The 20544-nt window shown below is 67.5% G+C and carries 16 protein-coding genes; 6 read left to right on the forward strand and 10 right to left on the reverse strand.

Annotation, left to right across the window (positions count from 1 at the left end):
* Nucleotides 1–110: 110 nt before the first annotated feature.
* The 4 genes from AC1REK_RS09695 to AC1REK_RS09710 are packed head-to-tail and all read right to left on the reverse strand — an operon-like array spanning nucleotide 111 to nucleotide 4538.
* Nucleotides 111–1178 (reverse strand): ABC transporter ATP-binding protein, encoded by a 1068-nt coding sequence (locus tag AC1REK_RS09695; protein WP_492268226.1) that lies wholly within the window; start codon nucleotides 1176–1178, stop codon nucleotides 111–113.
* On the reverse strand, nucleotides 1178–2230 hold the full coding sequence (locus AC1REK_RS09700; protein ID WP_492268225.1) for a carbohydrate ABC transporter permease: 1053 nt from the start codon (nucleotides 2228–2230) through the stop codon (nucleotides 1178–1180). Before AC1REK_RS09700 ends, AC1REK_RS09695 begins: the two co-directional genes overlap by 1 nt.
* Nucleotides 2227–3255 carry a carbohydrate ABC transporter permease gene (locus AC1REK_RS09705; protein WP_492268224.1) on the reverse strand — a complete coding sequence of 343 codons (1029 nt, stop codon included), beginning with the start codon at nucleotides 3253–3255 and terminating at the stop codon, nucleotides 2227–2229. Before AC1REK_RS09705 ends, AC1REK_RS09700 begins: the two co-directional genes overlap by 4 nt.
* A gap of 5 nt (nucleotides 3256–3260) precedes the next feature.
* Nucleotides 3261–4538 (reverse strand): ABC transporter substrate-binding protein, encoded by a 1278-nt coding sequence (locus AC1REK_RS09710; protein ID WP_316016938.1) that lies wholly within the window; start codon nucleotides 4536–4538, stop codon nucleotides 3261–3263.
* Nucleotides 4539–4718: 180 nt separating this feature from the next.
* On the opposite strand from AC1REK_RS09710, the gene AC1REK_RS09715 reads away from it, so the two are divergent.
* Nucleotides 4719–5708, forward strand: a complete 990-nt coding sequence (locus tag AC1REK_RS09715) for a LacI family DNA-binding transcriptional regulator (protein ID WP_492268223.1) — start codon at nucleotides 4719–4721, stop codon at nucleotides 5706–5708.
* A gap of 254 nt (nucleotides 5709–5962) precedes the next feature.
* Here AC1REK_RS09715 and AC1REK_RS09720 read toward each other — a convergent pair whose 3' ends face one another.
* From AC1REK_RS09720 to AC1REK_RS09735, 4 genes are all read right to left on the reverse strand, one after another.
* A complete protein-coding gene (locus AC1REK_RS09720) occupies nucleotides 5963–6745 on the reverse strand; it encodes a helix-turn-helix domain-containing protein (protein ID WP_316016940.1) in 783 nt (260 codons plus the stop codon).
* A gap of 90 nt (nucleotides 6746–6835) precedes the next feature.
* Entirely contained in the window at nucleotides 6836–9532 is a 2697-nt protein-coding gene (locus AC1REK_RS09725; protein ID WP_492268222.1) for a 2-oxoglutarate dehydrogenase E1 component, read from the reverse strand.
* A 55-nt stretch (nucleotides 9533–9587) separates the two neighbouring features.
* The gene (locus AC1REK_RS09730) at nucleotides 9588–10526 is read right to left on the reverse strand and encodes an NAD(P)-dependent oxidoreductase (RefSeq protein WP_316021621.1); all 939 of its coding nucleotides are present in this window, start codon (nucleotides 10524–10526) and stop codon (nucleotides 9588–9590) included.
* Nucleotides 10523–11950, reverse strand: coding sequence for an aldehyde dehydrogenase family protein (locus AC1REK_RS09735; RefSeq protein ID WP_492268221.1), 1428 nt, complete (start codon nucleotides 11948–11950; stop codon nucleotides 10523–10525). The genes AC1REK_RS09730 and AC1REK_RS09735 overlap by 4 nt, the downstream gene beginning before the upstream one ends.
* Before the next feature lie 161 nt (nucleotides 11951–12111).
* Between AC1REK_RS09735 and AC1REK_RS09740 the strand changes: the two genes are divergently transcribed.
* Nucleotides 12112–13200, forward strand: coding sequence for a TRAP transporter substrate-binding protein (locus AC1REK_RS09740; RefSeq protein ID WP_492268220.1), 1089 nt, complete (start codon nucleotides 12112–12114; stop codon nucleotides 13198–13200).
* Between the two features lie 107 nt (nucleotides 13201–13307).
* Here the strand turns inward: AC1REK_RS09740 and AC1REK_RS09745 are convergent, their stop codons facing one another.
* Together AC1REK_RS09745 and AC1REK_RS09750 are read right to left on the reverse strand one after the other, a co-directional pair.
* Complete coding sequence (locus AC1REK_RS09745) at nucleotides 13308–14969, reverse strand: acyl-CoA dehydrogenase family protein (protein WP_327524216.1); 1662 nt, start codon at nucleotides 14967–14969, stop codon at nucleotides 13308–13310.
* 14 nt (nucleotides 14970–14983) lie between these two features.
* On the reverse strand, nucleotides 14984–16201 hold the full coding sequence (locus AC1REK_RS09750; RefSeq protein WP_327524217.1) for a CoA transferase: 1218 nt from the start codon (nucleotides 16199–16201) through the stop codon (nucleotides 14984–14986).
* Nucleotides 16202–16438: 237 nt separating this feature from the next.
* Here AC1REK_RS09750 and AC1REK_RS09755 point away from each other — a divergent pair, with 237 nt between their 5' ends.
* From AC1REK_RS09755 to AC1REK_RS09770, 4 genes are all read left to right on the forward strand, one after another.
* Nucleotides 16439–17425 (forward strand): LysR family transcriptional regulator, encoded by a 987-nt coding sequence (locus AC1REK_RS09755; protein ID WP_316021617.1) that lies wholly within the window; start codon nucleotides 16439–16441, stop codon nucleotides 17423–17425.
* Nucleotides 17426–17603: 178 nt separating this feature from the next.
* The gene (locus AC1REK_RS09760; RefSeq protein WP_492268219.1) at nucleotides 17604–18350 is read left to right on the forward strand and encodes a glucose 1-dehydrogenase; all 747 of its coding nucleotides are present in this window, start codon (nucleotides 17604–17606) and stop codon (nucleotides 18348–18350) included.
* 101 nt (nucleotides 18351–18451) lie between these two features.
* Complete coding sequence (locus AC1REK_RS09765; RefSeq protein WP_492268218.1) at nucleotides 18452–19948, forward strand: FAD-binding oxidoreductase; 1497 nt, start codon at nucleotides 18452–18454, stop codon at nucleotides 19946–19948.
* Nucleotides 19945–20544, forward strand: coding sequence for a TRAP transporter small permease subunit (locus AC1REK_RS09770; protein WP_492268217.1), 600 nt, complete (start codon nucleotides 19945–19947; stop codon nucleotides 20542–20544). Before AC1REK_RS09765 ends, AC1REK_RS09770 begins: the two co-directional genes overlap by 4 nt.

The following is a 20544-nucleotide window of genomic DNA, read 5'->3' on the forward strand; positions in this document are numbered from 1 at the left end:
CCCGGGCAACCAAAGGGAGACCCGGGACCCATTCCGGAACCTTTTCGGAAAGGCTCAGGAATGGATCCTGGATCTGCGCTTCGCTCCGTCCGGGATGACAGCGAGAAAATTCAAACCCGGACCGCTTTGCCCGCGTCGTCGAACAGGTGCAGATGCTGCTGTGGGAAGGCGAGCGCGACGCCTGAGCCGCGCTGGTGCTCGCTCTGGCCGTCGAGCCGGAGCGTGATCTGCGGCAAGCCGGGCGAGGCGCCATAGAGATAGCTCTCGCCGCCGAGGCGCTCGACCAGCTCGATCGTCAGCGGCACGCCGGCATCCTGCGCGGCGAGCGACAGATGCTCCGGCCGGATGCCAAGCGTGACGGATGCACCCGCAGCGAGGCTGCCGGTCTGGCAGGCGACCTCGTGGCCGGCCTCCCCCAGCGCAACCGCGCCTGGCCTCACCACCTTGCCCGGCAGCAGGTTCATGCGCGGCGAGCCGATGAAGCCGGCAACGAACAGGTTGTCCGGCCGGTTATAGAGTTCGAGCGGCGTGCCGATCTGCTCGATCTTGCCGCCCTGCAGCACGACGATGCGATGCGCCAAGGTCATCGCCTCGACCTGGTCGTGGGTGACGTAGATCATCGTGCCGCCGATCTCGGCATGGAGCGCGGCGAGCTCCTTGCGGGTCGCGACCCGCAGTTCCGCATCGAGGTTCGAGAGCGGCTCGTCGAACAGGAAGATTTTGGGGTCGCGCACGATGGCGCGGCCGATGGCGACACGCTGGCGCTGGCCGCCGGAGAGCGCCTTGGGCTTGCGCTCGAGATAGTCGGTCAGGCGCAGCATGCCGGCGGCGCGCTTCACCCTCTTGTCGATCTCGTCGCGCTTGAAGCCCATATTCTCCAGCGCGAAGGCCATGTTCGCGTAGACGCTCATATGCGGGTAGAGCGCATAGGACTGGAACACCATGGCGAGGCCGCGCTCGGAGGCCGGCAGCCCGGTGACATCGGCGCCGTCGATCGCGATCGTGCCGCCGGTGATGCTTTCCAGCCCGGCGATGGAGCGCAGCAGCGTCGACTTCCCGCAGCCGGACGGGCCGACGAAGACGACGAACTCGCCATCGGCGACATCGAGGTCGATGCCGTGCAGCACCGTGGTCGCGCCATAGCTCTTGCGGACGCCGGAGAGGCTCAGTCCCGCCATTATTTCATTCCCGTATTGGCGATGCCGGTAGTGATGAAGCGCTGCAGGAAGACGAAGACCAGCGCGACCGGAAGCAAGGTCACCACCGTCATCGCGAGCAGGTAATGCCACTGCGTCTGCAATTCGCCCTGGAAGGCGTTGAGGCCGATCTGCAGCGTATAGGCCTCGGTCTTGGTCAGCACCGCGAGCGGCCAGAGGAACTCGTTCCAGCGCCACATGATCGAGAAGATCGCGAGCACGGCCAGCGCCGGCATGGCGAGCGGCATGACGATGCGCCAGTAGATCTGCCACTCTGAGGCCTTGTCCATGCGCGCCGCCTCGATCAGGTCGCGCGGCAGGGTCAGCATGTACTGGCGTAGCAGGAAGACGCCGGTCGGCGTCGCCGCGCCCGGCAGGATCACCGCCCAGAGCGAATTGACCAGGCCGAGCTCGGTGATGACGAGATAGACCGGCACCAGGATGATGGTGATCGGGATCATCAGCGTGCCGATCACCATCAGCATCACCGCCGTCTTGCCGCGGAACTCGTAGATCGAGAGCGCATAGGCCGCCATCGAGTTGATCACGAGGGTGATCAGCGTCGCGACCGCGGTGACGAAGACCGAGTTCCACAGGAAGCGCGTGAAGGCGAAGCGCTCCAGCGGCTCGGTATAGTTCTCGGTCGCGAGCTTGAATTCGCGCACCGGGGTGCGCTTGTCGATCGGCACGCGGATGCTCTGGCCGGGATTGGCCGGGTCGACCATCTGCGCCTGGATACCGATGCGGCGCACCTGCGCCAGCACACGCTTGCTGCCGTCCTCCATAGTCACTTCGAACAGCGGCAGCGGTTGGGCATGGCCCTCGACCCGGACCTCCTTCTGCGACATCGGCAGGAGCGAGGGTGGGAATTCGAGCAAGCCGGCCTGCGTCTTGAACGAGGAGAGGCCGAGCCAGAGCACCGGCCCGAACATCAGGACGACGCCGAGCGCGAGATAGGCGTAGGCCGCGATGTCGGTCCAGTGCCAGCGGCCGGGATTGCGGCGGGCCACCGCCATGCGGGCGAGCCTGTTCATGCCGCCCCCTTGCGGCGGCTCGCCGCGAGCTGGAGGAGCGTCAGGGCGAACAGCACGACGCCGAGCACGACGGAGGCGGCCGCCGCCAGGCCGAAATTCTGGACCTGGTTGGCGAAGGCGGTCTCGTAGATGTAGTGCACCACCATCAGCGTCGCGGTGCCCGGGCCACCGCCGGTCAGCACGAAGACCTCGTCGAAGGTCTGCACGCCACGGATCAGCGCCAGCACGATCACGACGATCATGTTCGGCCAGAGCAGCGGCAGGGTTATGCGCCAGAACACGCGCCAGCGCGGCGTCGCATCCATCTCGGCGGCTTCATAGAGATCGGCCGGGATCGCCTGCAGGCCGGCGAGCAGGATCAGCGTGTAGAAGCCCATATGGGCCCAGATCGAGACGAAGACGATCCAGAACATCGCCCAGCTCGGATCGACCAGGAAAAGGATGCGCTCGCCGCCAAGCGAGGTGATCGCCGCGTTGAGCAGGCCGTCGCGCTGCAGGATCCATTTCCAGGTCAGCGCCACCACCACCGGCGAGAGCAGCACCGGGAAGAAATAGACGGCGCGGAAGAAGCCGCGCGCCCGGATCTTCATGTTCAGCACCACCGCGGTCAGCAGCGAGAACAGAACCATCGCCGTGACCTGGAAGACGGTGAAGCGCGCCGTATTGGAAACGCCGCGCCAGAAATGGTCCTCGCGGCAGGAGGAGGGATCGAGGAAGGAGCCGCAATCGAAGAGATAGGCGTATTGCTGCGCCCCGACGAAGGGCCGCTCGGAGGGGAACAGCCCTGCCCCGCCCGTCACCGAGAAGATGAAGTTGATGATGAGCGGCAGGAAGACGAAGAGCGAGAAGAAGGCGAGATTGGGCAGAAGGAAGACATAGGCCATCCGGCGCTCGCCGATCAGCCGCTGCAGCGCCTGCATCGGCCAGTCGATCAGCCGCATCAGGACCGCGAGCGGCGCAGCGAAGAGGCTCGCTGCGCCGGCGCGTTCCGCCTGCGCCGCCGGGATGGGAGCGTCGGAGGCCATCCGGCTTACTTCTTGCGCTCGGCGATCTGCTGGGCGATGTCCGACTCGATCCGCTTGAAGGCCTCGTCGAGGCTGCCCTCGCCCGAGATCGCCTGGCCGAGCCGGCTGATCACCGCGTTGAAGATCACGCGGTTGTTGACATAACCCTGCAGCTGGTAGGCGACCGGCGAGAGCTGCGCGACCTGGTCGGAGAAGACCTTGAGCGCGGCCTTGGCCGGGGCGCTGGCGCCCTGATAGTCGAGGCCCTTGGCGGCGATGCCGAGATGGCCGGGCACGAACAGCGAGCGGGCATAGAATTCGCTCAGCACCGGCTCGCTGGCGAGGTATTCCATCACCTTGGCTACGGCTTCCGGGCTCTTCGTCGTCTTGATCGCGACGAGGCCGGCTCCGCCCGGCATGCCCGAGCAGGCGGCGGCGCCGCACGGCGCGGGAACCGCGACCCAGTCGAAGGCATCGCCGACGGTCTTGTCGAACTGGGCGATCTGCCAGGAGCCCGACTGGTACATCACGACCTGGGCGTTCTTGAACTCGTCATTGGCGCCGCGATAGGCGGTGCCGGAGACCGAGCCCCAGAGCTCCTTCTTCATCACGCCATTGTTGTGCCAGTCATAGACCAGCTTGGCGCCGCGCTTGAAACCGTCGTCGATCACCGCCGGCTCGCCCTTGGCGTCGAAGACCTTGGCGCCCTCGGAGATCGCGACCGAGAAGAAGCGGTGGCCCGAGCGGTCCATCGCCAGCGGGAACGGCGCCTGGACCTTGGCGGCGACATCCTTGACCGCCTTGCCCCACTCCTCCCAGGTCGCCTTGGCGCCGGGCATGGCGATGCCGGCCTGCTCGAACAATGTCTTGTTGACGAAGGGACCGGAGACGGTGAGCTGCGTCATGAATCCGGTGATGGCGCTGTTGTCACCCTCCGGACGCATCCAGGGCAGGAACGGCCCGAAATTCTTCTCCCAATAGGCGGCGTCCTTGAGGTGAGGACGCAGGTCGAGCGCATAGCGGGCGACACCGCCGAGATCGACGACGCGGGCGATGTCCGGCCCCTGGCCGGAGGCGAGCTGGACGGGGAGGTTCTCGGTGATGGCCTTGTAGGGCACCTGGTCGAGCACGACCTTGATGTCCTTGTTCTGGGCCTCGAAGCGCTTGAGCAGGTCGGTGATGACCTCGCCCTCATTGCCGTCGGAGTACCAGGCGATGCGGACCGTGGTCTGGGCCTGCGCGATCCCGCCCATGACGAGGCCGGCCGTCAAGGCGAGCGCCGAGATCCAATGCTTGCTGTGCATGAGCGTTCCATCCCGCTTGAACCGACGCCTCCCGGGGCGTCTTGACAATCATTAAGGCAAACGTTTGCCTAGATTGTCAACCGACCCCGCCGGCGTCATTGCTGCGCGCTCGGAAAATGAGCCCGCCCCGCGCAAGGGAGCCGGCCGGAGGAACCGATGAGGGCGAGGCCTGCACAATCGATGGAGCCAACGGCATCGCTTGCCACTGTGGCGGCGGATGCCGGCGTCTCGGTCGCCACCGTCTCGCGCATCGTCAACGGCAAGAACGGCAGGGCCTCCGCCGAGACCGTGGCGCGGGTCGAGGAAGTGATCGCCCGCCTCGGCTATCGGCCGAATCCCGTCGGCCGGGCCCTGAAGCGCCGCGCCAGCCGAGTCGTCGCCATGCTTTCGCCAAACCTCGACAACCCCGCAATGGCGGCGATCGCGGTCTCGACCGAGGCCGCGCTGCGCGATGCCGGCTATGTGATGATCCTCTGCGACACCCATGACCGCGCCGAACTGCAGGACGATTATCTGCGGGCGATGCGCGGCCAGTACGTCGCCGGCTACGTCATGGTCGGCGCCCTGCGCAGCCGCGGTCTCGAAGAGGCGATCGGCCGCGGCGACCCGATGGTCTTCGTCGCCCGCCACAACCCACTCGGCGGCGGCGCCTATGTCGGCATCGACAACCGGGCCGCCGGCGCCGACGCCGCCGATTTCCTGCTGGCGCAGGGCATAGACCGTCCGGCGGTGCTGATGGCGGCACAGAATGCCTCAAGCACCGCCGAGCGCGCGGAAGGCTTCATCGCCCGGCTGGTCGCGCGCGGCGTGCCGGACGAGGCGATCAGGCGCGCCAGCGTGCCCGGGCTATCACATGTCGAGGTCGGCTATGCGGCGGCGAGCAGCCTCGTGCGCGAAGGCGACTGGCCGCGCGGCCTGTTCTGCGTCAGCGACATGATCGCCTATGGCGCCTATCGGCTGGCCTGCGAATCCGGCGTGCGCGTCCCGCAGGACTGCATGCTGGTCGGCGTCGACGGCAATGCGATCAATGCCTGGATCGCGCCCTGGCTGACCTCGATCAGGGTGCCCTACGAGAATTTCGGGCGCCATGTCGTCGACCAGCTGCGCTCGCTCTGGGGCGGCGCCGCGACCGCCGAGATCCGCGTCCCACATGGCAGCCTGACGAGTTGAAACCTCACCAGACCCTACGATTTGAGGCTGCGGAGAGCGGCCGCCGGCCATACGGTACGCCGTCCGACGTCGGGCGAAGTTGCTTGCAGGCTCTCCGCTCGGATGCCTAGGGCAGTTGCCGATCATCCCTCTGTCGGGTCGGCGCACGGAAAAAAGCGCGCGGCGGTTTTCCGGGCAACAAGCCAAATCTTGCGGGCAGCCTCAGCTACGGCGGCAGCAGGATTGTAACCGGGGCAACCGCGCCCGATAGGATTTCAAGCTTCCGCGGCGAGCTGCGAGGCGATGGTCGCGGAGGTGCGGCGCAGGGCGGGCAGAATGCCGTCCAGCAGGCGCTGGCGCGGCCCGGCTCCGCGCAGGACGAGGCTGCTCAGGGCCGCAACCGTCTGTCCGTCCACGATGATCGGCACGGCCACGGCCCAGATCTGCGACTGGTAGACCGCATCGAGATAGCGCTCATGCGCGAAGGCGTAGCCATTCTGCCGGGCCGTGGCGAGCCGCTCCTCGAGGCCCTCCCAGAGTTCGGGCGAGGCGTCCCAGATCTCCTTCGACTGCCGCAGGCGTTCGAGCTGGGCTTGCAGCGCGTCCGGCGCCAGCCCGGCGAGCTGCATGATGCCGACGCCGGTGGCGAGCAGCGGGATGCGTGCGCCGAGGCGGCCGGGAATGGAAAGCCCCTTGGCGTTGCGGTTGGTGTAGACGATGACCATCGCATCGTCCTCCAGCGTCGCCAGATTGGAGGGCCAGCCGATCTCGGCCCGCAGATTCTCGATCAGCGGCTCGGCGAGCTGGAGCAGGCGCGAAGTGCCGTCATAGCCGTTGCTCAGCAGCTTGGTCCGCGCGGTCACGCCGAAGGTGACGCCATCCGTGCGGCGATAGACATAGCCCGCCTCGATCAGCGTCTCCAGGATCCGCACCACCGTCGGCTGCGGCAGCTTGGCCGCCCGCGCCAGATCGGTCGCGGTGATCGGGCTCTGCTCGCTGACGAGGCGAAGGACCGTCAGGCCGCGCGTAATGGCGCGAACAGGCTCAAAGGAGGGCATGGAGGCGTTGTCGGGCCCTGTGATGCGCCGGGGCGGGCCCCGGCCGGCGACAAAAGGAAAAAGTGGGGCGCATACGCGCCGTGTCCCACTTCAGGCATTGCCTCCCGTGAGGTCAAGCGCGCGCGAGATCAGGGCGGCCTGCTCGCCTTCGTGACGCTCGATCGAGCCTCCGGCCGCGACCGGCAAAGGCGGCCGGGCGACGATCGCCAGCGCGCGCTCGCCAAAACGCGGATCGCGCCGGAGCTGCTGTGCGACATGGGCGAGCGCGCCCTGGTTCTCAGGCTCTTCCTGGCACCAGACCAGCTGCGCGTCGCCATGCTGGGACAGGGCTCCGGCCAGTTCCTCGGCCGGGAAGGGGTAGAGCTGATCGAGCCTGACGATCGCGATCTCATCCTCCAGCCCGAGCCCGCCGCGGGCGGCCGCGAGTTCGTAGCCGATCTTGCCCGAGCAGAGCACGACCCGCCGCGCCGGGTTTGCGGCCTTCTCGAAAACGACCGGGCGGAAGGCGGTTCCGACCGCCATCTCCTCCAGCGTCGAGACGCAGGCCTTCTGCCGCAGCAGTGCCTTCGGCGCGATCACGAAGAGCGGCTTGCGCCAGGGCGCCTTCACCTGGCGCCGCAGCAGATGGAACAGGTTGGCAGGCGTCGAGGGATTGGCGACGATCATGTTGCCGCCGGCGCAGAGCTGCAGCAGGCGCTCGATCCGGGCCGAGGAATGGTCGGGCCCCTGGCCTTCCAGCCCATGCGGGAGCAGCAGGACGAGACCCGACATCAGCTCCCATTTCGCTTCGGCCGAGACGATGAACTGGTCGACCATGATCTGGGCACCGTTCAGAAAATCGCCGAACTGCGCCTCCCAGAGGACCAGCCTGTTCGGATCGGCGAGGCTGTAGCCATATTCGAAGCCGAGCACGCCATATTCGGAGAGCGGGCTGTTCACCGCCTCGAAACCGGCGCCGCCGGAGGCAAGGCCCGCCACCGGCATGAGATGCTGGCCGGTCTCGACATCGTGCACGCCGAGATGGCGCTGGGTGAAGGTCCCGCGGGCGCAATCCTGTCCGGAGAGCCGCACCGGCACGCCTTCCGACAGCAGCGAGGCGAAGGCAAGTGCCTCGGCGGTCGCGAAGTTGATGTCGCCTCCGCTCTCGATCGTCTCGAGGCGCGTGCGGTAGAACTGCGCGACCTTGGCGTGGGGCTTGAGCTCATCCGGAATCAGGCTGGCCTCGCAGCCCATCGCGCGCAGCTGCTCGATCGGTAGGCCCGTCTCGATGCGGGCCAGCATCTCGGCCACGCCCGCCCTCGCGATCCCCGCCCAACCCTCGGGCCGCACTGAGGAGGCGTTCGGGCGCAGGCTCTCGATGGCGGCGTAGCCCTCCTGCATCTCCGCCTTGAAGGCTTCCGCCAGCCCAGCGACCCGATCCGGCGCTGCGGCATCGAGGCCGGCGACCACCGCGGTGAAGCTGTCGCGCAATGAGGGGCGAGCGTCGATGGCGGCCCAGATCTTCGGCTGGGTGAAGCGCGGCTCGTCGAGTTCGTTATGGCCGTTGCGGCGATAGCAGACGAGGTCGATCAGCACGTCGCGGCGGTAGCGCCTGCGCCAGGCCAGAGCGAGCGCGGCGACGCGGGCGACGGCAACCGGATCATCGCCGTTCACATGCAGAACGGGCGCGCCGACCATCTTGCCGATATCAGTGCAATAGCGCGACGTCCGGCCTTCAGAGGCGTTGGTGGTGAAGCCGATCTGGTTGTTGACGACGAGATGGACCGTGCCGCCGACCTCGTAGCCGGCAAGGCCGCCGAGCTGCAGCACTTCGCCGACCAGCCCCTGGCCCGAGAAGGCGGCGTCGGTATGGAGCAGCAGGCACAGGACGTCGTCGCCGACCTTGCCGCGCTTGCCCCGCGCCAGCCCGGTGACCACAGGCGCGACGGTCATCAGATGCGACGGGTGCGGCGAGATCGACAGCTTCATCTGCCGTCCGCCATGGCTGACCTCGCCGGCATAGCCGAGATGGTAGGGCACGTCGCCGGTGAAGTCGGGCCCGCCATCGGTCAGGTCCCGGCCCTTGATCTCGGCGAGCAAGGTACCGACCGGCTTGCCGAGAACGGTGGCGAGCGTCGCGAGGCGGCCGCGATGCATGCCGCCGATCACGGTTTCATCGAAGCCGGCGAGGCAGGCCTCGCGCAGCAATTCGCGCAGGAAGACGATGGCGCCTTCGGCGCCCTCGACGCCGAAGCGCTTCTTCGACGGGAACTTGACCTTGATGAAGGTCTCGAACGTATCGGCCAGCACGATCGCGTCGAGCGCGCGGTTAGCCAGGTCGACCGGAGTCTGCGCCGCAAACAGCGCTTCGAAGGCGCCGTAGAGCCAGTCGCGAGCCTCGTCGTCCTCGACCTGCTGCGCCTCGAGCCCGACCTTGCCGGCATAGAGGCGCTGCAAATCGCCGGCGAGGCTTCCGAGACTGGTCTCGCATGTCTCGCCGGCGAGGGTGACGCGGGTGGTCAGGCCCGGCTGGGCCGCCACCTCGGCGCGCAGGCGCTCGAGCGGCACGGCGGGCGTAGGTGCCGTGATCTCGAGCGGATCGAGCGCCGCTTCGCGATGTCCGAAGCGGCGATAGGTGTCGACCAGCCGCAGACCGAGAGCCTCGCCATTCCCGCGCCCGCCCGCCCGTTCCGGCTCCATCTCCTCGAAATGGATGCGCCAGTCAGCCGGGACAGAAAGCGGGTCGCGGCGGTAACGCGCATAGAAGTCGAGGAGGTACGCGCTCTCGGTCGCGACGGGCACGGTCATGGTGGCAGCTTTCGGGAAGCGCTATCGGCTTCGGCTACGGAAGGTCAGTTCTGGGTCAGTTCTTGGACGGCAGCCGCGGAGCCTCGACGCCGGCAAGGTCGCACCAGGCATCGAGCAGCGCCGAGAAGTCCTTGCCGCCGAAGCCGCGCGAGCGGGCGAGCTGCAGGCATTCGCGCGCGGCCGCGCCCATGGCGAGCGGCACCTTCATCGACGAGGCCGAGGTCAAGGCGAGGCCGAGATCCTTGTGGGCGAGGTCGATCTGGAAGCCGGGCTCGATATCGCCGGCCAGCACCTTGACCGGGAAATTGGTCTTGAGATGGCCGTTATTGGCGGTGGTGCCGTTGAGGATGTCGATGGTGCGCTCGACATCGAGGCCGAAGCGCGCCGCGAGGGTTAGCGTCTCGGCGTTGAGCTGGCAGGCCGCGATCGCCAGATAGTTGTTCACCACCTTCATGCGGATGCCGGCGCCGGCCGGGCCGCAATGATGGATCGTCGTGCCCATCGCCTCGAGCATCGGCTTGACGCGCTCGAAATGCTCCTGGGACGCGCCGACCATGAACAGGCACTCGCCGCGATCGGCATGGGTCGCGAGCCGGCCGACCGGTGCGTCGACGAAGCCGAGGCCGGCGGCCTCGACAGCCGCCGCGACCTCGTCGGTCGCGAGCGGGTCGATCGTGCTCATATCGACGACGAGCGTGCCGGGCCTTGCATTGGGCACGATCCCGTCGAGCACGACGGCGCGCACTTCAGGATGGGCCGGCAGCATCGTGAAGACGATGTCCGATTCGCGAGCGACCTCGGCGATCGAGCCGGCGGCACGGCCGCCGAGCTCGACCAGGGCGGCGATGCCCTGGGGATTGACGTCATAGGAGAGCGTTGCGAAGCCCTTGCGCTGCAGGTTGGACGCCATTGGGCGCCCCATCCTGCCGAGGCCGATGAAACCGATTTTCGGGTTGGTCATGAGCGTTTCCTCCGGATTGGTCCTGTCGCTCAGGCCAGCAGGTAGCTGGTCTTGATCTGGGTGTAGAACTCGACGGCGTAGCGGCCCTGCTCGCGCGGCCCGTAGCTCGAAGCCTTCCGGCCGCCGAACGGCGTGTGGTAGTCGACGCCGGCCGTCGGCAGGTTGAGCATGGTCATGCCGGCCTCGACATTGCGCTGGAAATGCCGGGCATATTTCATCGAGGTGGTGCAGATGCCGGCCGACAGCCCGTAATCGGTGTCGTTGGCGACGGCGAGCGCCTCCTCGTAATCGGCGACGCGGATGACCGTCGCGACCGGGCCGAACACTTCCTCGCGGTTGATACGCATCGCATTCGTCGTGTCGGCGAACAGGGTCGGGGCGATGTAGTAGCCCTTGGTGTCGAGCTCGAGCGCTTCGCCGCCGGCGGCCAGGCGCGCATTCTCGCCCTTGGCGATGTCGATGTAGCCGAGATTCTTCTGGAACTGGCTGTCGTCGATCACCGGACCGATCTGGGTCTCGGCCTTGAGCGCATGGCCGACCCGGAGCTTGGCGACACGCTCGGCGCAGGCCTTGACGAAGGCGTCATGGATGCCGCTCGTCACGATCAGGCGGCTCGACGCGGTGCAGCGCTGGCCCTGCTGGAAGAAGGCGCCGTTGACCGCGAGGTCGGCGGCGAGCTCGAGATCGGCATCGTCGAGCACGACCAGCGGGTTCTTGCCGCCCATCTCCATCTGGCAGCGGATCAGCCGCTCGGCGCAGGCGACGGCGATGCGCCGGCCGGTGGTCGAAGAGCCGGTGAACGAGATCGCGTCGGCATTGGCGATGACGGCGGCGCCGACATCCGGCCCGGCGCCGATCAGCAGATTGAAGACCCCCGCCGGGATGCCGGAAGCGGCGACGATCTCGGCGATCGCGACGGAAATGCCGGGCGTCTTCTCGGACGGCTTCCAGACCACGCCGTTACCGAAGGCGAGCGCCGGCGCGATCTTCCACATCGGCGTCGCGACCGGGAAGTTCCACGGCGTGATCAGGCCGACGACGCCGACCGGATCACGCGTGATCTCGACATCGACGTTCGGCCGCACCGAACCGAGCTTCTCGCCCGGCATGCGCAAGGCTTCGCCGGCAAAGAAGCGCGCGATATGGGCCGCGCGCGTCACCTCGCCGAGTGCATCCGGAACAGTCTTGCCGCCCTCGCGGGCGAGGATCTGGGCGAGCTTGTCCTTGTTGTCGAAGATGCCCCGAGCGATCGCCTCGAGCACCAGCGAGCGCTGCTCCAGCGTCGCACGGCCCCAGGCCGGCTGGGCCTTGCGGGCGGCGGCGAAGGCCGCCTCGACCTCGCTCTTGCCGGCGAGGCCGTAGGTCGCGATCACGTCGCTGAGGTCGGAGGGGTTGCGGATTTCGAGAGCCTGCGCGCCGCCGACCCAGTTTCCGCCAATCAGATTCTTCTCGAGCATCGCTGCAGCACTCCATCGATGGTTTCATCAACCGCCCGCGCCTCGGAGCGGCCGGGAATGAAATTCGACTAGCACCATCCGGAGCCTCATGCTAGATTTGAATTATAAATTCATACAATGAATTAAACCTCTCGGGAGTCGGGGGGTATCCGGAGGAAGCAATGAGGAAACGCGACTTTCTGAAAACGGCTGCGGCCGGCGCTATCGGCAGTGCACCGATCGCGGCGCCTGCCATCGCGCAGAGCGCACCCACGATCCGCTGGCGGCTGGTTTCCAGCTTCCCGAAGAACATCGACGTGCTCTATGGCTCGGCCGAGGTGATGGCGAAGAACCTTGCCGAAGCGACCGATGGCAAGTTTCAGATCCAGGTCTTCGCGGCCGGCGAGGTGGTCCCGGCGCTGCAGGCTCTCGATGCGGTGAGCAACGGTACGGTCGAAATCTGCCACACCGCGGCCTATTACTATGTCGGCAAGGACCCGACCTTCGCGATTGGCACCCATATCCCCTTCGGCCTCAATACGCGCCAGCAGAACGCCTGGGCCTATCATGGCGAAGGCAAGGTGCTGCTCGACGAGTTCTTCCGCAAGCACAATGTCGTCGGCCTGCCGGGCGGCAATACCGGCTGCCAGATGGGTGGCTGGTTCCGCAAGGAGATCAAGAGCGTCGACGACCTCAAGGGTCTGAAGTTCCGCATCTCCGGCCTCGGCGGCAGCATCCTGGCCAAGCTCGGCGCGGTGCCGCAGCAGGTCGGCGGCGGCGACATCTATCCGGCGCTCGAGCGCGGCACGATCGACGCGGCCGAGTTCAACGGTCCCTATGACGACGAGAAGCTCGGCCTCTATCGCGTCGCGCCGTACTACTACTATCCCGGCTTCTGGGACGGCACGTCGCTGGAGCATTTCTTCATCAATGTCGAACAGTGGGAGAAGCTGCCGAAGCACTATCAGGCAGCGCTGACCGCCTCGGCTGCCCTCGCGAACGTCGACACCGTGGCCCGCTACGACGTCCTGAACCCGCCGGCCCTGCGCCGCGTCGTCGCCAGCGGCGCCAAGCTGCGTCCGTTCCCGGCCGAGGTCATCGACGCCGCGCACAAGGCGGCGATGGAGCTTTATGACGAGCTCTCGGCCAAGAATGCCGACTTCAAGAAGCTCTATGACAGCATGCGCCGCTTCCAGACGGAATCGGCGACCTGGAACCAAGTGTCCGAATACTCCTATGACACCGTCGCCCTGCGGGCGATCCGGCGCTGAAAACGATCCGGCCCGGGCAGTGCAGGCTGCCCGGGCCGGATGATGATGTCGGAGCAGATTGTGGAGCAGGCTGTGATGCAGCCTGCTTTTCTTTTGCGTACAGCGTGTCAGTTGGCGCGGCCGAGCAGGCCGCGCGCGATGACCTGGGCCTGGATTTCGGCCGCGCCCTCGAAGATCGACAGGATGCGGGCATCGCAGAGGACGCGGCTGATCGGGTATTCGAGCGCATAGCCGTTGCCGCCATGGATCTGCAGCGCGCAATCGGCGTTGCTGAAGGCGACGCGCGCGGCGAGCAGCTTGGCCATGCCGGCCTCGATGTCGCAGCGCCGGTCGGCATCCTTCTGCCGGGCGGCGAAATAGGACAGCTGCCGCGCCATCATCGTCTCTGTCGCCATGAAGGCGAGCTTGGCGTGGACGCGCGGGAAGGCGAGCAGCGCCTTGCCGAACTGGACCCGGCTCTGCGCATAGGCGAGGCCCAGCTCAAGCGCATTCTGGGCGACGCCGAGCGCGCGCGCGGCGGTCTGGATGCGGGCGCTTTCGAAGGTCTCCATCAGCTGCTTGAAGCCCTGGCCCTCGACGCCGCCGAGCAGGTTGCAGGCCGGCACCGTGAAACCATCGAAGGAGATCTCGTATTCCTTCATGCCGCGATAGCCGAGCACCTCGATCTCGGTGCCGCTCATGCCATGTGCCGGGAACGGATCGGCCTCGCTGCCGCGTGGCTTCTCGGCCAGCAGCATCGACAGGCCGCGATAGTCGGTGCTCTGCGGATCGGTGCGCACGAGCAGGGTCATCAGGTCGGAGCGGGCGCCATGGGTGATCCAGGTCTTGGCACCATAGACGCGATAGACATCGCCCTCGCGCACCGCTCGCGTCCGCAGGCTGCCGAGATCGGAGCCGGTGTTCGGCTCGGTGAAGACCGCGGTCGGCAGTATCTCGCCTGAGGCGAGGCTGGGGAGCCAGCGCGCCTTCTGCTCCTCGGTGCCACCGAGCCTGATCAACTCGCCCGCGATCTCGGAGCGGGTGCCGAGCGAACCGACGCCGATATAGCCGCCGCTCAGCGCCTCGGAGACCAGGCACATCGCCACCTTGCCGAGGCCGGTGCCGCCATACTCCTCCGGAATCGTCAGGCCGAACACGCCCATATCGGCGAGCTTCTGCACGAGCTCGAGCGGGATCAGCTCGTCACGGGCGTGCCAGCCCGGCGCATGCGGCGTGACCTCGCTCGCAGCAAAGCGCAGGAATTGCTCGCGGGTCGCCTCGAGAATGTCGTCGTCGAGGCCGAGCGTCCCGAAACGCCCTTCCGCCAGCTCGGCGGAAAGTGTCCGCCTTGCAGCTTCGAGCGCTGGTGCGTGCGACAGACGGGTCAGCGCCGGCTCGGCCGCGAAGGCCGCGACGACATCCGCCGCCACGCCCATATCCGAGGGGCGCACCGTTTCGGTCTGGCTCATGGCGATGCCGCCGGCGAGCTGTGCGCCGTACTCGGCGAAGCCCAGATGCAGCATGGCCGCCTCCGCTGGGCCGAGCCGGCCGCTGTCAGCGAGGCGATCGGCCCAGGCGAGGGTCTGCCGCAGCGCTTCGACATAGGTGCCTTGCCAGGCGAAGCCGTGCGCGGCGAACTGGTGCGCCTCGACGAGCCCGGCATCGACGCGCCCGCCCGGCGCAAGCAACTGCGCGACCGCGGCACGCGTTGCGGCATGCAGGGTCTCGGCAGCGGAGAGCAGGGAGGCGCAGGTCGAAAGCAGCGCGTCGTGGTCGGTCGTCTTCGGCATGATCGATCCCGGAATCAGGCGGTACGGGGACCGGCGACGATGCCGGTCTGGAGAAGCTTGCCGATGGCTGCAGTCGTAAGCCCCAGCCTGTCGGAGAGCACGGCCTCGGTGTCCTGGCCGAGTTGCGGCGCGGGCAAGGGCGGGCGGCGCGCGCCGGCCGAGAAGGCCAGCGGCGAGCCGGGCGCCAGGATCGGACCTGCCCCGGGCTGCTCGATCGTGCCGAACATCGGGTTCGCCACCGAACAGCGGGCATCCTCGCGGACCAGCTGCCCGAAATCCCTGTAGGGTCCCCACAGCACGCCGGTGCCGTCGAAGGCGGCTTCGATCTCGGCGAGGCTGCGCGCGGCGCACCAGCGTTCGAGCACGGCGAAGATCGCGGCCCGCGCGGTGAAGCGGCCGCCTTCCGTGTTGAGATCGGCATCCATCATCGGGCCGATCATTGCGAGCTTCTCGGTCAGGCCGGTGGCGCGGCCGATCGCATGCCATTGCCGGTTGGAGATCGCGACGATCATGACATGCCGCCCATCGGCGGTGGCGAAGTCGCGGCCAAGCGCGCCATAGAGATCATTGCCGAGCGGCGGACGCACCGCGCCGTTGACCTGATAGTCGGCGATGTAGCCGAGATTGCCGACACTCGCGAGCATCACGTCCGAGAGCGCGAGCGAGACCTGCCGGCCCTTGCCGTCGAGGCGCCGGGCCCGCTCCGCCGCGAGCAGGCCGGTCGCAAGATAGAGCCCCGCCGCGATGTCCCAGGCCGGCAGGACATGGTTGACCGGCTCGGCCCCCGTGCCGGTCGCCAGCGGAAAGCCCGAAGCGCAGTTCACCGTGTAGTCGACGGCCCCGCTGCCGTCGTGGTTGCCGGTCAGGCGCAGGCTGATCAGGTCTTCGCGGCGCTGCGACAGAGCCTCGTGGCCCATCCAGCCGCTGGCGGGCAGATTGGTCAGCAGGATGCCGGCATCCTCGCCGGGCTGCGCGATCAGGGCGCTGGCCAGTTCCTGCCCTTCGGGCTTGTCGAGGGCGATCGCGATCGAGCGCTTGCCCTTGTTGAGACTGGCCCAATAGAGGCTGGCGCCGGAGGGGGCGAGCGGCCAGCGGCGATAGTCGATATTGCCGCCGATCGGGTCGATGCGGATCACCTCGGCGCCGAGTTGTGCCAGCGTCATGCCGCCCAGGGGGGCTGCGATGAAGGCCGAGACCTCGACGACGCGAAGCCCGTTCAGGATCGTGCTCATCGCGTCAGCGAGCCGGCAAGGGAAAGGGGGGCTCGTGGGCCTTGGAAAGGCAATCTGCCGGCAGGCGGGGCGACATCCCTGGTCTTCCTCTTCGTTCGCCGCTCCCTTGCTCGCAATTCCACAGGCAGGTGCGGTCACTCTGGCCCGCAACCTAGCGATCCCAGCCGGTTCGGCCATGCAGTCTGGTAGATAAGAGCTATAACCGCTACCACAGGGCCGGCACGAAGAGACCGCAGCATGGACCTCCAGCAAATCCGCTATTTTCTCGAAACGGTTGCGGCGGGCAGCCTGTCGCGGGCTGCGGTCCGGCTCGGCATCAGCCAGCCGGCGCTCAGCCGCCAGATCGGCAATCTCGAGGCCTCGCTGCAGCAGAGCCTGCTCTACCGCCATGGCCGCGGCGTCTCGCTCACCGATGCCGGCCGCCGGTTCGAGGAGGTGGCGCAGGACGTGATGCGGCAATTGTCGGATGTCCGCACCGAGCTCGCCGCCGGAGCCATCGACAATACCGGCAGCGTCTCGCTCGGTATGCCGCCGTCGCTCTCCGCCAGCATGGGGGCCGATCTGGCGCTGCGCTTTGCCGCCGAGTTTCCGCGCGCACAGCTGCGATTGCGCGAGGCCTTCAGCGCCGTGCTGCTCGAATGGACCGAGGCGGCGCGGGTCGACATCGCCGTGCTCTATGATGCGCGCAGCAGCCGCAGTCTGATCGCGACGCCGCTCATGCTCGAGGATCTGTTCATGGTTGAGCCGCCATCGGCGCGTGCCGATGCGCCGCTCGAACCGGTTTCGCTGCCGGAGCTGGCGAGTCGCGCCTGTGTCCTGCCGGGACCGGAGAATGGGCTGCGCCGGGTGGTCGATGCCGCCTGCGCCGCCGAAGGCGTACGCCCGCGCGTCCTGACGGAGGTCGACTGCGTCGCGGCGCTGAAGCAGTTGGTCGAGCGCGGTGTCGGCCCGACCGTGCTACCTTTTGGCGCAGTCCATCGGGAAGTGCGAGATGGAAGGCTTCGCGTGCGCCCGTTCCGCTCCTCCGCGATGCGCGCCCTGCTCGTGCTGGCGACGCCGGCGAACCAGCCGATCACGCCACTGACGCGCGCGGTGATGCGGATCGTGCAGGACGAGGTCGCGCGCCTCGTTCCGCTCGACATTCTGCGCGGCGTGACCCGCAACCTCGAAAGCCCGCGGCCGCGGCCGCGCCCTGATCGGGAAAGTCCCGAAGCAATCGGCTGAAATCGCCCCCCTACCTTTTCGCTTATAGCTGCTATGCGCCCAGCTCGACTGGCCCGACGGCGGCGACCTCCGCCAGATGGAGGAAACCGGGGTCCGACGGCCAGCTAGCTGGCCGTCGAGGCCTCCCAGCAGCTCGGACAAGCCGGGCACGCCCGCGGGCGGAAGGAAGGAAACGTCGATGCGTCTGAAGGATCGCGTCGCGCTCGTGACGGGTGCGGCATCCGGGCTCGGCCTGGCCATGGTCGAGCGTTTCGTGGCGGAAGGCGCGAAGGTCGCCGTCGTCGACTGGAACGGGGATGCAGCAGCCGCGACCGCAGCCCGGTTCGGCGCTTCCGCGATCGCGATTCAGTCGGACGTCACCAAGGCGGCCGAGGTGCAGGCTTCGGTGACGCGGACCGTCGAGGCCTTCGGCAAGCTGGACATCCTGGTCAACAATGCCGGCTCGAGCCACGCCAAGGGGCCGTTCGAGGCGGTCTCCGAAGCCGAGTTCGATCGCGTCTTCGCGGTCAACCTGAAGTCGATCTTCCACTACTGCAACGCGACCGTCCCGGTGATGCGCAGCCAGGGCGGCGGCGTCATCCTCAATGTCGGCTCGACGGCGGGCAACCGCCCGCGCCCCGGCCTCGCCTGGTACAATGCCAGCAAGGGCGCGGTGCACAACGTCACCAAGACGCTGGCGCTCGAACTGGCTCCCGACCGCATCCGCGTCTGCGCACTGGCCCCGGTCGCGACGGAAACGCCGCTGCTCGCGACTTTCCTCGGCACCGATTCCCCCGAAATGCGGGATCAGATGCGCGGGATCGTGCCGCTCGGCCGTCTCGGGCAGCCCGACGACGTCGCCAATGCGGCGCTCTATCTCGCTTCCGACGAGGCTTCCTTCCTGACGGGCGTGGTCCTCGACATCGACGGTGGCCGCAGCGTCTGAGGCCGCGCCGGAGCCGGAGCTCCGAAACGAATCCGCCCTTCATCTCGGTCTGGTCGGTAACGCCGCCCGGCGCCCGCGCTTCCCTTCAAAGGAGGACGAACATGGCTGACAGCTCGAGCGACGCCGGCGGATTGCTGCGCGATCCCGGCCGCTTCGCAACGGAGGTTCTCGAGCCGATCCGCGCCATCGTCGGCGAGCGCGGCGTGATCACCGACCGCGACGAGATGCAGCCGCTGATGGTGGCATGGCGTGACGGCTGGAAGGGCCGCGTTCCGCTCGTCGTGCAGCCGGCGAACACGGCCGAGCTCGCCGCGGTCGTGGCGATCTGCCACCGGACCCGCACGCCGATCGTCCCGCAAGGCGGCAACACCGGCCTGACCGGCGCGAGCCAGCCCCATGGCGACGATTCCGAGATCGTGATCTCGACGACGCGGATGAACCGCATCCGGGCCCTCGACCTCGACAATGACACGATCACCGTCGATGCCGGCTGCGTGCTGGCGAGAATTCAGGACGCGGCGCGCGAGGCCGGCCGCCTGTTCCCGCTCAGCCTCGGAGCCGAAGGCAGCTGCCAGATCGGCGGCAACCTCTCGACCAATGCCGGCGGCGTCCAGGCTGTCCGCTATGGCACGGCCCGCAATCTCGTGGCGGGTCTCGAAGTCGTGCTGCCGGACGGACGCGTCTGGGACGGTCTGCGCGGATTGCGCAAGGACAATGCCGGCTACGATCTGAAGCAGATCTTCATCGGCGCCGAAGGCACGCTCGGCATCATCACCGGAGCGACGCTGAAGCTCCTGCCCTTGCCGGAGGCGACGGCCACCGCCTTCCTCGCGACGGGCTCGCCGGCACAGGCCGTTGCCTGGCTACGCCGCGCCAAGGCCGCGCTCGGCGAGACCATCACCTCCTGCGAATTGATGGAGCGCGCCTGCCTCGAGATCGCGCGCAAGCACAACAGCCAGATCCAGGATCCGCTGGAACAGGCCTATCCCTGGTATCTGCTGCTCGAACTCGCCGGCCAGGGCGCTGCCGAAGCGCTGGAAGCACGGTTACTCCCGGTCTTCGAGGCGGGACTCGAGGCCGAAGAGCTGCTCGACGGCGTCATCGCTTCCTCGGCGGCACAGGCGGCCGCGCTCTGGCGCATCCGCGAAGGTGCTCCGGAGGGGCAGCGGCTGGAGGGATCGTCGTTCAAGCACGACGTCTCCGTGCCGATCTCGCAGGTCGACCGCTTCATCGCGGAGGCGAACACCGCGCTGTCGCAGCGCTTTCCCGGGATCCGTTCCTTCGCCTTCGGCCATCTCGGCGACGGCAACATCCATTTCAACCCGATTCAGGCCGAGGGTGAACCCGCTGATCTCTGGCAGGCCCGCCTGCCGGAAGTGAACCGGATCGTCCACGACATCGTCTCGCGGCTCGGCGGCTCGATCACGGCCGAGCATGGCGTCGGGCGCCTGCGCGTCACCGAACTGCAGCACTACAAGAGCCCGATCGAGCTCGAGATGATGGCGCGGCTGAAGCTCTGCTTCGATCCGCTGAACCTGATGAACCCCCAGAAAGTGCTGAGGAGCGATCTCCTCGACAACCTGTCGGAGACGGTATGAAACAGCTCCTCGCGATCAGCCGGGTCATCGAAACGGTCAACGGCCAGATCGGCAAGAAGATTGCCTGGCTGATCCTCGTTGCGGTGGCCGTCGCGACGATGAATGCCATCGTCCGCAAGGTCTTCAGCGTTTCGTCGAACGCCTGGCTCGAACTGCAATGGATGCTGTTCGGCGCGGTCTTCCTGCTCTGCGCCGCCTGGACGCTGCAGGTGAAGGAGCATATCCGCATCGACATCGTGAACAGCATGCTCCCGAAGCGGGTCCGCCAATGGATCGAGCTGCTCGGCCATGTGCTCTTCCTGATGCCGTTCGCCCTGCTCATCGTCTATCATTCCTGGCCATTCTTCACCCGCTCCTACGCGATCAACGAGCAGTCGCTCTCGGCCGGCGGTCTGCCGCAATGGCCGGCCAAGGGCCTGGTCGTGATCGGCTTCGTGATGCTGAGCTTCCAGGGCATCTCCGAGATCATCAAGCAGGTCGCCGTGATGCGCGGCGATCTCGAAGATGACGAGGCGGCAGGCGGCCACGCCGCCGCTGCCGAGGCCGAGGCCCAACGCCTGCTCGACCAGGCGAAGGCCGAAGGCCTCGCCCCGTGA

It is taken from the genome of Allobosea sp. GW823-FHT02B03, assembly GCF_058797755.1.

Bases quoted from the DNA above. Each gene is read 5' to 3' on its own strand.
- AC1REK_RS09755 (WP_316021617.1), top strand. From the start codon at position 16,439: ATGGACCTCCAGCAAATCCGCTATTTTCTCGAAACGGTTGCGGCGGGC.
- AC1REK_RS09745 (WP_327524216.1), bottom strand. From the start codon at position 14,969: ATGCCGAAGACGACCGACCACGACGCGCTGCTTTCGACCTGCGCCTCC.
- AC1REK_RS09695 (WP_492268226.1), bottom strand. From the start codon at position 1,178: ATGGCGGGACTGAGCCTCTCCGGCGTCCGCAAGAGCTATGGCGCGACC.
- AC1REK_RS09735 (WP_492268221.1), bottom strand. From the start codon at position 11,950: ATGCTCGAGAAGAATCTGATTGGCGGAAACTGGGTCGGCGGCGCGCAG.
- AC1REK_RS09760 (WP_492268219.1), top strand. From the start codon at position 17,604: ATGCGTCTGAAGGATCGCGTCGCGCTCGTGACGGGTGCGGCATCCGGG.
- AC1REK_RS09710 (WP_316016938.1), bottom strand. From the start codon at position 4,538: ATGCACAGCAAGCATTGGATCTCGGCGCTCGCCTTGACGGCCGGCCTC.
- AC1REK_RS09740 (WP_492268220.1), top strand. From the start codon at position 12,112: ATGAGGAAACGCGACTTTCTGAAAACGGCTGCGGCCGGCGCTATCGGC.
- AC1REK_RS09750 (WP_327524217.1), bottom strand. From the start codon at position 16,201: ATGAGCACGATCCTGAACGGGCTTCGCGTCGTCGAGGTCTCGGCCTTC.
- AC1REK_RS09700 (WP_492268225.1), bottom strand. From the start codon at position 2,230: ATGAACAGGCTCGCCCGCATGGCGGTGGCCCGCCGCAATCCCGGCCGC.
- AC1REK_RS09720 (WP_316016940.1), bottom strand. From the start codon at position 6,745: ATGCCCTCCTTTGAGCCTGTTCGCGCCATTACGCGCGGCCTGACGGTC.
- AC1REK_RS09705 (WP_492268224.1), bottom strand. From the start codon at position 3,255: ATGGCCTCCGACGCTCCCATCCCGGCGGCGCAGGCGGAACGCGCCGGC.
- AC1REK_RS09715 (WP_492268223.1), top strand. From the start codon at position 4,719: ATGGAGCCAACGGCATCGCTTGCCACTGTGGCGGCGGATGCCGGCGTC.
- AC1REK_RS09725 (WP_492268222.1), bottom strand. From the start codon at position 9,532: ATGACCGTGCCCGTCGCGACCGAGAGCGCGTACCTCCTCGACTTCTAT.
- AC1REK_RS09770 (WP_492268217.1), top strand. From the start codon at position 19,945: ATGAAACAGCTCCTCGCGATCAGCCGGGTCATCGAAACGGTCAACGGC.
- AC1REK_RS09765 (WP_492268218.1), top strand. From the start codon at position 18,452: ATGGCTGACAGCTCGAGCGACGCCGGCGGATTGCTGCGCGATCCCGGC.